Here is a 14,834-nt window from a genome sequence, read left to right as displayed (position 1 = left end):
CTTGCTACATTAAAGTAATGAGTTAGTGTATATTGCCGCCTCATGACGAAACTTTTCTACTTCATCCAGCGTGTGACACTCGGACGCTTGTTGCTGACGTTGTCCGTCATCTCCATGATGCTGGCGCTGGTGTTGTTGTACGTCCTGTCGGGAGTGGTGCGTGACCGTGCCATCCAGGAACTGGCAGGGGACGAAGCCAAACAAACCTCCCAACTCGTGTTCCAAAGTCTGTATTCGGCCATGCGCAAAGGCTGGAACAAGGACGAGATCAAGGAAGTCATCAAGCATCTGAACACCTCCATGCCCCGGTTGGGCATACAGGTCTATCGTGGCGCGGCTGTCGCCCGGCAGTTCGGCGATATGAAGGGAGAAAACAGCCTCATCTCCGCCGATCCGCTGCTGGCGCAAGCGCTGATCGATGGTCAGGACCGGATGGTGTTCGGTGACCATACCTTGCGCTATATCTATCCGGTACATGCCACGGACGAATGTCTGGGTTGCCACACCCAATCTCACGTTGGTGCGGTGCATGGGGTGATAGACATCACCTATCCCATCCGTGACATCAAGGTTTCATTGACCTATCTCATCAACTCCATCGTGGGGTATACCTTGCTGGTGATGGGGCTAGTGTTCATCGTGCTGTACATCAAGTTGCGCTACCTGGTGGCCCAGCCGATCGCGGAGCTGGTGGACGTGATCCAGCGTATCACCCACGAGATGGACCTGTCGCACCGGGTGAATGGTGGCCATCGCATCGTCGAACTACAGCGGCTGGCGGATTATTTCAACCATTTGCTGGCCACGGTCCAGGAGTACAACGAGCGCATGGAGGAGCTGGCGGTGCGCGATCCGTTGACCGGCTTGTACAACCGGCGCAAGTTCGACGAGTTTCTCGATTACGAAGTCACCCGCGCCTCACGCCATGAACACCGGTTCTCCATCATCATGGCCGATCTGGATGATTTCAAGTTCGTCAACGATACCTACGGCCATCCTATCGGTGACCTGGCATTGAAGCAGATGAGCCTGTTGCTGGAGTCCTGCCTGCGCAAGGGGGACATGATGGCGCGCATCGGTGGCGACGAGTTCGCCATCATCCTGCCCGAGACCACGCCGGAGCAGGCATTCGCGGTGGGGCAGAAGTTACATCGTGCCCTCGCTGATGAGGTGTTCGAGTTGCCGGTGGGGCAGGTCAACCTGTCCGCCAGTTTCAGCGTGGTCAGCTACCCGGCGGACGGAGTGAGCAAGACCGAGTTGCAGACGGCCATGGATGTGGTCTTGTATCAGGCCAAGAGTCACGGCAAAAATCAGGTGCTGACGGCTTCGACCGAGCCGGAGCGTGCCGAGATGAATGTGTTCCGCCGTGGCGACTATCTGCGTCGTGCCTTGCAGGAAGATCGGGTCGAAGCCTTTATGCAACCCATCGTGCAGGTGCGCACCGGCGAGCCGGCGGCGTTCGAAGTGCTGGCGCGTATCCGGGATGGCGCAAAGGTGATTGCTGCCGGGCAGTTCATCGAGGCGGCGGAGGAGTTGGGCATGATCCGCGAAATGGACATCCGTATCTTCGGTAAGGGCCTGCAACATCTGCAGCAGATGAGCCCGAGATATCCCCATACCAAGATGTTCTTCAACCTGTCGGCCCGCACCTTCGCCGATCTGGACTGGGTTCGCTCCATTCCCGAGCAAGTGCAGCAGCTCGGCTTGAGCTGTGACCGTATCGTGCTGGAGATCACCGAGCGCGAAGCCTTGCCGCACATGGGCACGGTCAAGAATCTGATCGATGAGTTGCGCGGTCAGGGCATCGCCATCGCGCTGGATGACTTCGGCAGCGGGTTCTCCTCCTTCCTGTACCTGAAATATCTGGCCGTGGACTACGTCAAGATCGAAGGCGGCTTCGTGCGCCAGATCGCCTTTGATGAGCGCGACCGCATCATGGTGCGCCACATCCACCAGGTGGCCAAGGAATTCGGTTTGCAGACCGTGGCCGAATTCGTCGAGGACGAGGAGACAGCCAGGATCCTGGCCGAGATGGGCGTGGATTACGCCCAGGGTTACTACTACGGCAAACCAGCAGCTTCGATCTAAGCCCCGTCGTCGGCGAGACGGGCGAAATCCGCCACCCCCAGATTTTCCGCCCGCAGCTGCGGGTCGATACCCAGCCGTACCAGGTCGCCCTCGCTGAAATATGCCTTGAGCGTGCTGCGCAGCATCTTGCGGCGCTGGCCGAAAGCGGTGCCGACGATGGCGGAAAAACGCGCTTGATCCTTGACCAGCAACTGATCGGCAGGCAGCGGGATCATGCGCACGATGGCGGAATCCACCTTGGGTGCGGGGCGGAAGGATTGCGGCGGCACATCGAGCAGCTTCTCCATGTAGAAGCGCGCTTGCAGCATCACCGACAGCCGCCCGTAAGCCGCCGTCGAAGGCTCGGCCACCATGCGTTCCACCACCTCGTTCTGCAACATGAAATGCATGTCGGTGACGCGCTCGGCGTAGTCGGCGAAGTGGAACAGCAGCGGCGAGGAGATGTTGTAGGGCAGGTTGCCGACGATGCGCAGCGGCGCAGGCAGGGTGGCAAAGTCGAATTGCAGCGCGTCGCCCTCGTGGATGGTCAGCTTGTCCTGCGGGTAGTCCGTCTTGAGTCGCGCGATGATGTCGCGGTCGATCTCCACCACGTGCAGATGATCCAGCCCCTTGAGCAAAGGCCGCGTCAGCGCCCCCAGCCCCGGCCCGATCTCCACCATCGTGTCGCCCGCCTCCGGCCGAATGGCGCGTACGATGTCGGCGATGATGTTCTGGTCGACCAGGAAGTTTTGGCCGAACTGTTTTTTGGCTTTATGCATGAATCATCCAATCATTAAACGGGTCTTCGCAAATTCATCTGAGCAGCCACATTAAATCAACAATGTTTGCGTAGTGCGGCTGATGCTAGATCGTCGCAGCGATATCATTCTGCTAACTTGAACCATAAATAGGCGAATGGGATGATCAGCAGAGCGAAGAGAAAGAAAAGTAGGAGGGCCACAGGGATGGCTATCGAAAATGACTGACTGGTAATAGCCGCTCCGATTCCTAAAAGCAAGGCGAGGATGGCGATCCAAGTTGTAAGCAACTTGATGAACGGTGCTTTTGAGTAGCGCGCCTGAAATCTAAGCCAAGCGGCGGCACTAGGAAATGCAACGACAGCGAAAGAGGCGGCTATCACGGCAGCAATCATGAAAAACATGAATCCTTGCACAGCACCTGAATCTCCATTTCCATCCCAGTCTGGCGAGATATATGCTCGGTATGCTGCTAGTGAGAACAGCATTGGTAGTAGGGTACTTCCCATGGCTGTAATCAGCGTCGCACGCAAATATCGAGGCGGCCGATTCTCAATGATGGGGTTGCTTGGTTGCATAATTCTTGGCACTAGCATCAATAAACTGCTGGTTATTCCGAGTACTATGCCGCGCCATCTCCCGCGCCACTTTGATCGCTTCCAGCAGGCTGCCGACATCGGCACGGCCAGTGCCCGCCAGTTCTAGCGCGGTGCCGTGGTCGACCGAGGTGCGGATGATGGGCAGGCCGAGGGTGATGTTGACGCCCTCGCCGAAGCTGGCGTGCTTGAGCACCGGCAGGCCCTGGTCGTGGTACATCGCCAGCACGGCGTCGGCATCCTTCAACCGGTGGGCGGCGAACAGGGTGTCGGCGGGCAGCGGGGCGGAGACATCGAAGCCTTCGGAGCGCAGGCTATCCAGCACAGGAATCATCACCTCGATCTCTTCACGTCCCAGATGCCCGCCTTCGCCCGCGTGCGGGTTCAGCCCGGCGACGAGGATGCGCGGGTTGTCCAGCCCGAAGCGGCGCTGCAGGTCTAGGCGCAGGATGCGCAGCACGGCTTCCAGCAGCTCAGCCGTGATGGCATCGGCCACTTCGCGCAGCGGCAGGTGGGTGGTGGCGAGGGCGACGCGCAAATCGAACTTTCCGTTCGGGTCGGAACCCGTCCATCCTTCGACAGGCTCAGGGCGAGCGGGGGGTGGGATCGTGATTCGAGCCGCCAGCATCATCACCACCAGCGCTGTGCCGGTGAGTTCGGCGAGGAATTCGGTGTGGCCGGTGAAGGGGATACCCGCGTCGTTGATGACGCCCTTGTGCACCGGGGCAGTGACCATGCCCGCGAACTCGCCGGACTGGCAGCCTTGCGTTGCGCGGGTGAGCAGCTCCAGCACGTAGCGGCTGTTGGCGGTATTGAGTCGGCCCGCTTGTACCGGAGCGGCGAGCGGGATGTGCAACACCTGCAACTGGCCGGAGGCGGGCGCGGCGGCCTCAGGCGCGTAGTCCAGCAGTTCGACCGTCAGCCCCAACTGGGCGGCGCGTTGCGCCAACAGCTCTTTGTCTGCCAGCACCACGACGGGCAGGCCCGCGAGTTGCAGACACAGGTCCGGACCTATGCCTGCGGGTTCGCCGGAAGTTATTGCGAGGGGAGCATTCAAAGTGCCTGCACCTCAAACCTCTCCTGCCAGCAGGAGAGTGAGCGAAGCGATCCGCATCGCGGCGTTCATTGATTCTCGCGGTATTCGACGAAAGCGCGGTCACGCAACTGGCGCAGCCAGTCTTGATAGGCTTCGTCCGATTTGAGTGCGCGTATGGACTGTTTGGCTTGCATGCGCTTTTGTTCCACGCTGACATCCTGATTGCGGCGTTCCAGCACCTGGATCAGATGGAAGCCGAAACCGCTCTGGATCGGGGCGCTGACTTGGCCGATCGCGGTCGCGTTCATGCCGTTCTCGAACTCCGGCACGGTATCGCCGGGAGAGAGCCAGCCCAGATCGCCGCCTTTTGAGGCACTGCCATCCTCGGAATTGAGTTTTGCCTGCTCGGCGAAATCCGCCCCGTTATCCAGTGCCCGCTTGATCTCCGCCAGCTTGGCGCGGGCCTCCTTCTCGGGTACCAACTCGCTGGTGCGGATCAGGATGTGGCGGGCATGGGTCTGGGTGATGAGCACGGCCTGGTTTTTGTCGCGTCTTTCGACCAGTTTAAGGATGTGAAAGCCATTGGGGCTGCGCAGTATTGAGCTGAAGCCGCCGGGCTGGAGTTTCTTGAGTTCCTCCAGAAACAGTGGCGGGATACGCTCGGCAGGACGCCAGCCCAGCTCACCGCCGGTCAACCCGTCCTTGGCATCGGAATAGCCAGCCGCCACTTGGGCGAACGAGTTGCCGCCCTGAAGTTTGCCCAACGCCTCTTCCGCACGTTGCTGGCTGGCGCGTATGGCTGCCGCACTGGCCTGTTCGGGTACGCCGATGAAGATGTGTGCCAGATGGAACTCTTCACCCTTACCGCCTTGGCGCTCCTGATTGGCCAGGAAGTTGTCGATCTCGTTCTCGCTGATGACGATCTTGGCATCGACTTCGCGTTCGCGCAGGCGGGTACTGGCGATCTCTGCGCGAATCTGCTCGCGGAACTTGGCGAAGCTGGAACCATCCTGTTCGACGCGGGCGCGGAACTCTTCGAGCGAGTTGAGATTGTTGGCCTGGGCGATACGCTGCAGCGTGCGGTCCAGCTGTGTATCGTCGATGCGGATACCGGTCTCCTTGGCGAACTGTGCCTGCAGCATCTCGGTAATCATCCGCTCCAGGACTTGTTTCTCCAGCACCCCGTCTTCGGGTAGCGGAGTGCCCTGTTTCTTCAATTGGGCGATCGCGCTATCCAGTTGACTGTTCAGCTCGTTGCGCGTGATCACGTCTTCGTTCACCACGACCACGATCTGGTCGATGGGGGCGACTTGCGTCTGTGGGTCGGCAGCCAGTGCCAAGTCCAGCCCGGTCACGGTCAGCAGGCAGGCTACGAGTATCTTCTTGTACATATTCACTTTCTGTAGCGGCTAGTCATACAAATTGGGTTGGGATGCCTCGCCCGACGGTCGATTCATCTGGGTGTAGCCGGGAATGCCTTGTCGCAGGGCTTGCAACGGATCCGGGCCGACACGGACCAGGCCGTTCAGTTCCAACTGCAGGAAGAGCCCGGTGGAAGTCTGATTCTTGGAGATCGCGAAGCGCTGAGCCACCATCCGTACGGTCCAACAGTCCTGATTATACTCAAGCCCGGCGAGTGCCTCTACCACGCGGTTCTCCTGCAGCGAGTAGTTGTTGCGTATCACGCTGCTCCAGCGGCCGTACAGCGGCCATTGTGCCGATACGCTGACGTGGTTGATCGCAGCATTGTTGGGCAGGTTGAGGCTGCTGCGCATGTAGCGGTAGCTGAGATTGAGCACTTTGCCGGGTTCAGGTTGGTAGCGGGCCGAGCTGTTGAACAGCTCTTTCCGCCCCACGTTCGGGTTGTACTGCAGCAGGCTGTCGAACGACCAGTCTCGACTGGCGCGGGCCGAGAAACCGAGCAGGATGTCGGATTTGTTGGTCGTGCCGGTCGGCACGACCAGGTTGACCTTGGGCGAGATCGCGCTGAATCGTTCGCCCAGCATGAAGCGCATCTGCTCATCGCCGGTCTCCGGGTCGATGATGCGCGACGTGAGGGCAGCAGTCACCTGGCTGGCATCGCCGATGCGGTCGTTACCGACGAAGCGGTTCTCGCTGAATATCTGGCCGAAATTGAAACCTGCCTGTGCTGTATCGAACACCGGCATCAGGCTCTGGTCCTGATAGGGGATGTGGACGAAGTAAGCGCGCGGCTCCAGTGTCTGCAGGTAGCTATGTCCGGATATCTCCATCTCACGCTCGAAGGCCAGCCCGGTATCCAGACTGGCGATGGGTAGTGAGCGGGACTGGTTGTTAGGTCGTTGCGCCGCGTTGTTTGAGCCCAGTGAGTAATAGGTGTTGTGCCAGCCCAGCTTGGGGGTGAGGTAGAAACCGGGAGTGGCGATCAATGGATAGCTGACGCTGGGATAGAACACTACGCGCTGGCCATTGACGGCAGTGGGGTGGCTGAAATCGACGAATTCCCCGCTGAACTTGAAGTTGGCATCTCCGAATGGACGAGCAGCGCTCAAAGTCATTTGCGGTGTGCGGTGGTATGGAGTGGCGATCGGCGCAGCAGGGTCTTGCAGGGTCTGAAAACGCTGTACCCGCATCTGCGCCGTCCACCATCGGCCTTCACCCGCGTAAGTTAGCATTCCGTCGCGTAGCAGATGGACCTGGCTGGCGGTGTTCGCCGAACCAGACATATCGCGGAAATAGGCGTTGTCGGAAGCGTAGTTGTAGTTGATCGCTCCGAGTATGCCGAAGGGCAGCGTGTGCTGATGTTGCAGCCCGATATAGGAGCGGCTGGTGTTGGTCAGCGCATCCGACGGCAACACGTTCGCCCGTATGTTGCCGCCAAAAGTTGGGCGCAGATAGCGGAACTCGTTGTTGAACAGGATGCCGCGCTTCTGCATCAGGCGGGGTGCCAACGTCGCATCCATGTTGGGGGCGATGTTCCAGTAGTAAGGGATGCTCAGTTCGCTGCCACCCTTGGTGGTTGCGCCGAATGTCGGCCCGAGGAAGCCGGATTTCCGCTGGTTGTCGAGCGGGAAGTCCATCCAGGGCGTATACAGGAAGGGCACTCCCAGCCAACTGACCGTGACATCCTCGGCCACACCTATGTGCGTGTTCTGGTCCAGATTGAGCGAGCCCGCCTTGAGCATCCAGTCTTCCTGGTCGATAGGGCAGGTCGTGTAGGTCGCGTCTTTCAGATCGTAGTTCTCGCGGCTGCTCATGTGCAGGCTGTCGGCTTTGCCGTGGCCGCCGGTGTCGCCCAACTCGTATTGGGGCTGCGGCATGTCTCCCGCGCCGGAATCCAGATTCATGCGCAACTCGGGGCCGCGCAACACGCTGTTGTTCTGTTCCAGTCGCACTGCCCCGGTGGCATGGAGGTCCTGTGACTGTTGCAGGTAGAGCAGGTAGTCGGCCCAGACCCTCTGGCCCAATTTGCGCATCTCGACATGCCCGGTGGCCTCGATCTGCACGTCCTTGACCCCTTCGATCTGATCGGCATACATGAAAATCGGCGTAGCTTGGGCGGGTTCGGGCAGAGCCAGCAGGCGCGATGTCGGTTTCAGAACGAGCGACAGCTCTTCCGCCAGCAGGGGAGAAGAGATCGGGAACAGCAGGAGAAGGACGACGGGCTTGAGGCGGAAACGCATATTGAGCATTCGAATAAGGGTGCTAAAATCGCACAAAACCACGATTAAGGCAAATCGATAATGCAACGTCAGCAGCAGCTCTCTGCCTGGATCTCAGGCCTGTACCCCGATACCGACTTCCTGCTGGCCCCCGCTTCCGCCGATGCCAGTTTTCGCCGCTACTTCCGCGCTACCTTTCCCGATGGGGCGACCCGCATCGTCATGGATGCACCGCCGCAGCACGAGGACTGTCGTCCCTTCCTGCATGTGGGCAAGCTGTTCGAGGACGCGGGCGCGCATGTGCCGCATGTGTATGCGCAAGACTTGGAACAGGGCTTCCTGTTGCTGTCCGACCTCGGCAATACGACCTATCTGCAAGCATTGGAAAGTGGGAATGCCGGAAAACTTTACGGTGAGGCGACCGACGCTCTCATCAAGATCCAGCTCGCATCCAAGCCGGACCAACTGCCGCCCTACGACGAAGCCCTGCTGCGCCGCGAGCTGAACCTGTTTCCGGAGTGGTATCTCGGCAAGCACCTCGGCGTGACGCTGAGCGAGAAACAAAGCCACGATCTGGAACGCGCCTTCAAGGCCATCCTCGCCAACAATCTCGCGCAACCCTGCGTGTATGTCCATCGCGACTACCATTCGCGCAACCTCATGCTCGTGCCGGACAATAACCCCGGTGTCATCGATTTCCAGGATGCCGTCTACGGCCCGATCACTTACGACCTCGCCTCGCTGTTCAAGGATGCCTACATCCAGTGGGAAGAGAACGAGGTGATGGACTGGCTGATCCGCTACTGGGAAAAGGCTCGTAAGGCCGGTCTGCCGGTGAACGAGGACTTCGGCGAGTTCTACCGCGACTACGAGATGATGGGTGTGCAACGCCACATCAAGGTGCTCGGCATCTTCGCTCGTCTCTACCATCGAGATGGCAAAGACGGCTACCTCAAAGACATCCCGCTGGTGTTCGAATATCTGCATCGAGCCTGCGCCCGCTACATCGACCTCAAACCGCTGCTCAACCTGCTCGACGAACTGCACCCGAACGACGTGCAGGAAGGGTACTCGTTCTGACCATGCGCGCGATGATCTTAGCGGCGGGGCGGGGCGAGCGGATGCGTCCGCTGACCGACCACACGCCCAAGCCGCTGCTGCAAGTGGGCGGCAAGCCGCTGATCGTGTGGCACATCGAGCGGCTGGTGGCGGCGGGCATCACCGAACTCGTCATCAACCACGCCCACCTCGGCCAGCAGATTGAAGAGGCGCTGGGAGACGGCAGCCAGTTCGGCGCAAGCATCCGCTATTCGCCGGAAACCACCGCGCTGGAGACGGCGGGGGGGATTGCCAGGGCCATGCCGCTGCTGCAAAGCCCCTCTCCCCCAGCCCCTCTCCCACAAGTGGGAGAGGGGAGCATGTTTCCCTCGCCCACTTGTGGGACAACCAGCGACTTGCCCGCTTGCGGGCTTAGTCGACTGGCTGGTAGTTCCATCAGCGGGATCAAAGGAGAGGGCGAGGTGTTCGCCGTCATCAACGGCGACGTCTGGTGCGACTACGACTTCGCCCACCTGCCCGAACTCGCCGCCCGCCTGCAAGCCAGCGACGACCTTGCCCATTTGCTGCTGGTCAACAACCCCGAACACCACCCGAACGGGGATTTTTCGCTGCACGAGGGACGTTTGCTTCCAACTCACGACTTACGTCTTGCGACTAACGACTCAAAATTCACCTTCTCCGGCATCGGCCTCTATCGCCCCGCGCTGTTCGCCGATATCGCGCCCGGCACGGCCGCCCCGCTGGCCCCCTTGCTGCGCGCGGCCATTGCGGCGGGCAAAGTTGGCGGCGAACACCACGCCGGGCGCTGGGTGGATGTGGGCACGCCGCAGCGGCTGGACGAACTCGACAAGGAATTACGCGCATGACCGACATCTCCCTTTACCAGCGCCGCCGCGCCTTGTTGCAACAGCAGATGGGGCGCGGCATCGCCGTCATCCCCACTGCCGAGGAGGTCGAGCGCAACGGCGACACGCATTACGCCTACCGCCACGACAGTAGTTTTTACTACCTCACCGGCTTCACCGAGCCGGAGGCGGTGCTGGTGTTGATCGCGGGCGACGAACCGAAATCCATCCTGTTCTGCCGCGAGAAAAACGCCGAGCGCGAGATTTGGGACGGCTTCCGCTATGGGCCGGAGGCGGCGCAGGCCGAGTTTGGCTTCGATGCGACCTACCCGGTGGCGCAGTTGCACGAGAAGTTGGTCGAGCTGATGGGCAACCAGCCCTCGCTGTTTTGCCCGCTGGGCGCGGACGCCGACTGGGATGCGCGCCTGCTCAAGCTGCGCGGCGAGGTGCAGGCCAAGGTGCGCAGCGGCGTGCGCGCGCCGAACGAAGTGCGCGACGTGCGCGCCCTGCTGCACGAGATGCGCCTCATCAAGGATAGCCACGAGATCGCGGTGATGCGCCGCGCCGCCGCCATTTCCGCCGAGGCGCACCGCCGCGCCATGCGGTTCACCCGTCCCGGTCGGATGGAATACGAGGTCGAGGCCGAGCTGGTGCATGAATTCGTCCGCCACGGCGCGCGCCATCAGGCTTATCCCGCCATCGTCGCGGGCGGGGCCAGCGCCTGCGTGCTGCACTACGTCAGCAACGACCGCAAGCTGCGCGACGGCGACTTGCTGCTGATCGACGCGGGCTGCGAGCTGGAAGGCTATGCCGCCGACATCACCCGCACCTTCCCGGTGAATGGCCGCTTCAGCGCCGCCCAGCGCGATGTCTACGAGATCGTCCTCGCTGCCCAGTCCGCTGCCTTCGCCGCCAGCCGCCCCGGCAACAGCTGGGACGCGCCGCACGAAGCGGCCGTGCGCGTTCTGGCCCAAGGGATGCTCGACTTGAAGTTGCTCACTGGCACGCTAGACGGCGTGATCGAAAGCGGTGCCTACAAGCGCTTTTACATGCACCGCACCGGCCACTGGCTGGGCATGGACGTGCACGATGTCGGCGACTACAAGGTGGATGATCGCTGGCGCAGCCTGCAACCCGGCATGGCCTACACCATCGAGCCCGGCTGCTACATCCGCCCGGCGGATGACGTGCCCGAAGCGCTGTGGAACATCGGCATCCGCATCGAAGACGACGTGGTCATCACGGCGGATGGCTGCGAGAATTTGACGGCGGACGCGCCGAAGACGCTCAGTGAGATTGAGGAGATCATGCGAGATGAGTGAACACTACGACATCGTCATCATTGGCGGCGGGCCGGTGGGAAGTACGCTGGCGCTGGCCTTGCGCGACAGCGGGCTGCGCATCTGCCTGCTGGAAGCGCGCGATTTCTCGCCCAGTACCGATCCGCGTGCGCTGGCCTTGTCGTATGGCACGCGCTTGTTGCTCGACCGGCTGGGCGTGTGGGCCAAGCTGCCGCAGGTGTCGGGCATACGTACCATCCACATCTCGCAGAAGGGGCGTTTGGGCCGCACGCGCTTGCAGGCGGAGGAGCTGGGCGCGCCGGAGCTGGGCTATGTGTTGCCGTATTCGGCGTTGCAGAATGGCTTGCAGTCGGCGGTGCTGGCGGCGGCGCGGGTTGAGGGCGCTGGTGCGGAATCGGCGGCCCTCTCCCCCAACCCCTCTCCCGTGAGCGGGCGAGGGGAGTTGATCTGTATCGGCAACGCGGCGGTGACCGCGCTGGAAACTGGCGCGGAGGCGGCGACCATCCGCTATAGCCGCGACGGAGTGGCGCAGGAACTTACGGCCAAGCTGGCGGTGGTGGCCGATGGCGGTCGCTTGCTGGAGGCCAGCCATCCGCCCGAGGTGCATGACTATGGCCAGAGCGGGGTGATCGCCCATGTCACTTGCGCTCATCCCAAGCCGGGCACGGCGTTCGAGCGCTTTACTCCGCAGGGGCCGGTGGCGCTGCTGCCGTATCACGACGGTTACGAGCTGGTGTGGACAGCCTCGCACGAGCAGGTCCAGGAGATGATGGCCTGGGACGAGGCCACTTTCCTTGCCCGCTTGCACGAGCATTTCGGCGACCGCGTTGGCGCATTCACCGGCGTGGGGCCGCGTTCCAGTTATCCGCTGCGGTTGAAGCGCGCGCCGCAAACCACGCTGCCGCACGCCGTGCTGCTGGGCAACGCGGCGCAGACGCTGCATCCGGTGGCGGGGCAGGGCTTCAACATGGGTATCCGCGATGCCTGGGAGCTGGCGCAGGTCGTGCTGCGCGCCGCGCCGGAATCGCTGGGTTCTGCCGCCATGCTGGATGATTACCAGCGCTCAAGGCGGTTAGACCGCGCTGCCGGCATCCGCTTCACCGACGGGCTGGTGCGGCTGTTCTCCAACGATCTGCCTGGGCTGGGACATGCCCGTGGCGCTTCGCTGGCGCTGCTGGACTGCATCCCGCCCGCCAAGCAGTTCGTGGCCAAGCGCATGATGTTCGGGGCCAACGGCTAGCCGTCCGGCAGGTGCACCCCGGATGCTTGACAGGACCAGCCCCGGTCCATAACATCACGCCCCTTTCCATCCTCCTGAAAACAGGGTCCAACGTGTCCATCGACGCCATAAAAGAGTTCCTCGCTGCCGACATGTCCGCCGTCGATGGTGTGATCCGCCAGCGCCTGCATTCCGAAGTGGCCTTGGTCAATCAGGTGGGTGAATACATCGTCAACAGCGGCGGCAAACGCCTGCGTCCGGCCCTGGTGGTGTTGTCGGCCCAGGCCTTCGGCTACAGCGGCAAGTTCCATTACGATCTGGCGGCGGTGGTCGAATTCATCCACACCGCCACCTTGCTGCACGACGACGTGGTGGACGAGTCCGATCTGCGCCGGGGGCGCGCCACGGCCAGTGCCTTGTTCGGCAATGCCGCCAGCGTGCTGGTCGGTGATTTCCTCTATTCGCGCGCGTTCCAGATGATGGTGCAAGTGAACGACATGCGCGTGATGCAGACCTTGGCGGATGCGACCAACCTGATCGCCGAGGGCGAAGTCCTGCAACTGCTCAACTGCCATGATGCCGACGTGGACGTGGCCAACTACATGCGCGTCATTCACTGCAAGACCGCCAAGCTGTTCGAAGCGGCGATGCGCCTGGGTGCCATCCTGGGCAAGGTCGATGCCGAGCAGGAACAGGCCGCCGCCGCCTACGGCATGCACCTCGGCACAGCGTTCCAGTTGGTGGACGATGTGCTGGACTATTCTGCCGACGAGGCCGAGACCGGCAAGCATCTGGGCGACGACCTGGCCGAAGGCAAACCGACCTTGCCGCTGATCTACGCCATGCAGCATGGCACGCCGGAGCAGGCCGCCGTGGTGCGCACTGCCATCGAGCAGGGCGATCTGGACAGTTTTCCCCGCGTGCTGGAAGTCATCCGGGCCACGGGCGCGCTCGAACATACCCGCCAGCAGGCGCTGCGCGAGGCCGAGGCGGCATGTGCGGCGCTGGCGAAACTGCCTGCTTCCCCATCCAGAGACAGGCTGGTCGCACTGGCCAACTTCGCCGCCACCCGGCAATACTGACACCGCCGCATGGGCGCGCTCGTCCATGCGGCTAGCAACCTGGCGCTCCGCCGATCCACCCCAGGAGGAACCTTGAAACGACTCGACCATGCCGCGCTGGATCAGCTCGCCCAGCAAGCCCAACACTCCCCGCGCCTGCGCGCCAACCATAATCTGCACGAACAACTCAGCGACCCGGTGCAACGCTTGGCCATCGCCATGGAACCGGACACGCTGGTGCTGCCGCACCGCCATCCCCACACCTGGGAAGTGCTGTTCGCCCTGCGTGGCCGCTTCGTCGTGCTGGTGTTCGATGCTGAAGGACAGACCGTGGTCGAGCGCACCGTATTGGGTGAGGATACCAGCGTCGTCGAACTACCGGCGGGTGCCTGGCACGCCGTCATGTCGTTGGATAGCGGCGGCGTGATCTTCGAAGTCAAACAAGGCGGCTACGTGCCGGTTCCCGCTAGCGACACCGCCGCCTGGTCGGCTGGGCTGGATGCTGCCACCTTGAACACTTGGTACGCCAGCGCTGAGGTGGGGGCGACTTACTCTTGAGGGGGGGTGAGTTGAGCGGAACAGCGCTGAAGAAAACCGTGGTCTGTCCTCGGTTTTGCGGTTTTGGTGCGGTTTTGGCCGTGCAGAACCTTTGGCTAATGCGGCAGTTTTTCAATGAATACGCCAAGTTGCCAAATCTCCAATCGCTGGTTGGAGAAATTAGCTGGGCTAAAAACCTGCTGATAGTGGCGCGCTGCAAGGACGCTCTGGAGTGTGAATTTTATGTCCCCGTCCCAGCGGCACCGTCGCTTGGTAGGCTGGGTTGGACGCAGCCACCTTGAACGTCTGATACGCCAGCGCTGGTGTGGGGGCGACTTACTCTTGAGGGGTGCGGTGAGTTGAGCGGAACAGCGCTGAAGAGAACCGTGGTCTGAGCTAACCCGCCTTTAACGGACACTTCAATAGGAGACAGTTAATGAAGGAGGTGTTCAATGGAAAGCAAGGGAAAAGGCAAGGTAAATCCGGAGAGGCAGCGGCAGCGGTTCAGTGCGGAATTCAAGCGCGAGGCAGTGCGGTTGCTGGAATTGGGGCAAAAGCCGGGGACGCAACTAGCGCTGGAACTGGGTGTTGCACGCAACCGGCTCTACAAGTGGCAGGCGCAATTCAAGGCGAATGGTGGCGTATTCCGCGAGCCCGGTCGACCAAAGGTGACGGAAGAGAGCGAGCTATCGAAGCTCAAACGGGAGCTGAAGC

The 14,834-nt window shown here is 61.6% G+C and carries 13 protein-coding genes; 8 read left to right on the top strand and 5 right to left on the bottom strand.

Translation table 11 applies throughout. From position 1 onward, the window contains the following. The first annotated feature begins 42 nt into the window (after positions 1-42). Entirely contained in the window at positions 43-2,088 is a 2,046-nt protein-coding gene (locus DM08_RS10630; RefSeq protein WP_035384642.1) for a GGDEF and EAL domain-containing protein, read from the top strand. On the opposite strand, the gene rsmA is transcribed toward DM08_RS10630, so the two are convergent. From rsmA to DM08_RS10605, 5 genes are all read right to left on the bottom strand, one after another. Next, on the bottom strand, positions 2,085-2,846 hold the full coding sequence (gene rsmA, locus DM08_RS10625) for a 16S rRNA (adenine(1518)-N(6)/adenine(1519)-N(6))-dimethyltransferase RsmA (RefSeq protein WP_035384641.1): 762 nt from the start codon (positions 2,844-2,846) through the stop codon (positions 2,085-2,087). The two genes, DM08_RS10630 and rsmA, sit on opposite strands and share 4 nt — an antisense overlap. Positions 2,847-2,950: 104 nt before the next feature. Next, positions 2,951-3,334 carry a hypothetical protein gene (locus tag DM08_RS10620; protein ID WP_152555826.1) on the bottom strand — a complete coding sequence of 128 codons (384 nt, stop codon included), beginning with the start codon at positions 3,332-3,334 and terminating at the stop codon, positions 2,951-2,953. Between the two features lie 43 nt (positions 3,335-3,377). Further along, entirely contained in the window at positions 3,378-4,478 is a 1,101-nt protein-coding gene (gene pdxA / locus DM08_RS10615; RefSeq protein ID WP_081908870.1) for a 4-hydroxythreonine-4-phosphate dehydrogenase PdxA, read from the bottom strand. 65 nt (positions 4,479-4,543) lie between these two features. Continuing rightward, positions 4,544-5,848, bottom strand: coding sequence for a peptidylprolyl isomerase (locus DM08_RS10610; RefSeq protein WP_035384639.1), 1,305 nt, complete (start codon positions 5,846-5,848; stop codon positions 4,544-4,546). An 18-nt stretch (positions 5,849-5,866) separates the two neighbouring features. Next, on the bottom strand, positions 5,867-8,119 hold the full coding sequence (locus tag DM08_RS10605) for an LPS-assembly protein LptD (RefSeq protein WP_035384638.1): 2,253 nt from the start codon (positions 8,117-8,119) through the stop codon (positions 5,867-5,869). 60 nt (positions 8,120-8,179) lie between these two features. Here DM08_RS10605 and DM08_RS10600 point away from each other — a divergent pair, with 60 nt between their 5' ends. The 7 genes from DM08_RS10600 to DM08_RS10570 form a co-directional block, all read left to right on the top strand. Continuing rightward, positions 8,180-9,178 carry an aminoglycoside phosphotransferase family protein gene (locus DM08_RS10600; protein WP_035384637.1) on the top strand — a complete coding sequence of 333 codons (999 nt, stop codon included), beginning with the start codon at positions 8,180-8,182 and terminating at the stop codon, positions 9,176-9,178. Between the two features lie 2 nt (positions 9,179-9,180). Next, the gene (locus tag DM08_RS13210) at positions 9,181-10,023 is read left to right on the top strand and encodes a nucleotidyltransferase family protein (RefSeq protein ID WP_237560275.1); all 843 of its coding nucleotides are present in this window, start codon (positions 9,181-9,183) and stop codon (positions 10,021-10,023) included. Beyond that, a complete protein-coding gene (gene pepP, locus DM08_RS10590) occupies positions 10,020-11,324 on the top strand; it encodes a Xaa-Pro aminopeptidase (protein WP_035384636.1) in 1,305 nt (434 codons plus the stop codon). The genes DM08_RS13210 and pepP overlap by 4 nt, the downstream gene beginning before the upstream one ends. Then, positions 11,317-12,543 (top strand): FAD-dependent monooxygenase, encoded by a 1,227-nt coding sequence (locus DM08_RS10585; RefSeq protein WP_035384635.1) that lies wholly within the window; start codon positions 11,317-11,319, stop codon positions 12,541-12,543. Before pepP ends, DM08_RS10585 begins: the two co-directional genes overlap by 8 nt. Before the next feature lie 92 nt (positions 12,544-12,635). Continuing rightward, positions 12,636-13,604: an octaprenyl diphosphate synthase gene (gene ispB, locus DM08_RS10580; protein ID WP_035384634.1), complete on the top strand. Its 969-nt coding sequence runs from the start codon at positions 12,636-12,638 to the stop codon at positions 13,602-13,604. 72 nt (positions 13,605-13,676) lie between these two features. Then, a complete protein-coding gene (locus tag DM08_RS10575; RefSeq protein ID WP_035384633.1) occupies positions 13,677-14,141 on the top strand; it encodes a WbuC family cupin fold metalloprotein in 465 nt (154 codons plus the stop codon). Between the two features lie 431 nt (positions 14,142-14,572). Further along, on the top strand, positions 14,573-14,834 hold a 262-nt coding region (locus tag DM08_RS10570; protein ID WP_035384435.1), incomplete at its 3' end, for a transposase.

Source organism: Ferriphaselus sp. R-1, assembly GCF_000746095.1.
Classification (GTDB): Bacteria; Pseudomonadota; Gammaproteobacteria; order Burkholderiales; family Gallionellaceae; genus Ferriphaselus.
Note: the sequence above shows the minus strand (reverse complement) of the source record. Positions and strands in the feature narration are given on the sequence as shown.

Bases quoted from the DNA above. Each gene is read 5' to 3' on its own strand.
- DM08_RS13210 (WP_237560275.1), top strand. From the start codon at position 9,181: ATGCGCGCGATGATCTTAGCGGCGGGGCGGGGCGAGCGGATGCGTCCG.
- pepP (WP_035384636.1), top strand. From the start codon at position 10,020: ATGACCGACATCTCCCTTTACCAGCGCCGCCGCGCCTTGTTGCAACAG.
- DM08_RS10610 (WP_035384639.1), bottom strand. From the start codon at position 5,848: ATGTACAAGAAGATACTCGTAGCCTGCCTGCTGACCGTGACCGGGCTG.
- rsmA (WP_035384641.1), bottom strand. From the start codon at position 2,846: ATGCATAAAGCCAAAAAACAGTTCGGCCAAAACTTCCTGGTCGACCAG.
- DM08_RS10620 (WP_152555826.1), bottom strand. From the start codon at position 3,334: ATGGGAAGTACCCTACTACCAATGCTGTTCTCACTAGCAGCATACCGA.
- DM08_RS10630 (WP_035384642.1), top strand. From the start codon at position 43: ATGACGAAACTTTTCTACTTCATCCAGCGTGTGACACTCGGACGCTTG.
- DM08_RS10600 (WP_035384637.1), top strand. From the start codon at position 8,180: ATGCAACGTCAGCAGCAGCTCTCTGCCTGGATCTCAGGCCTGTACCCC.
- DM08_RS10605 (WP_035384638.1), bottom strand. From the start codon at position 8,119: ATGCGTTTCCGCCTCAAGCCCGTCGTCCTTCTCCTGCTGTTCCCGATC.
- DM08_RS10585 (WP_035384635.1), top strand. From the start codon at position 11,317: ATGAGTGAACACTACGACATCGTCATCATTGGCGGCGGGCCGGTGGGA.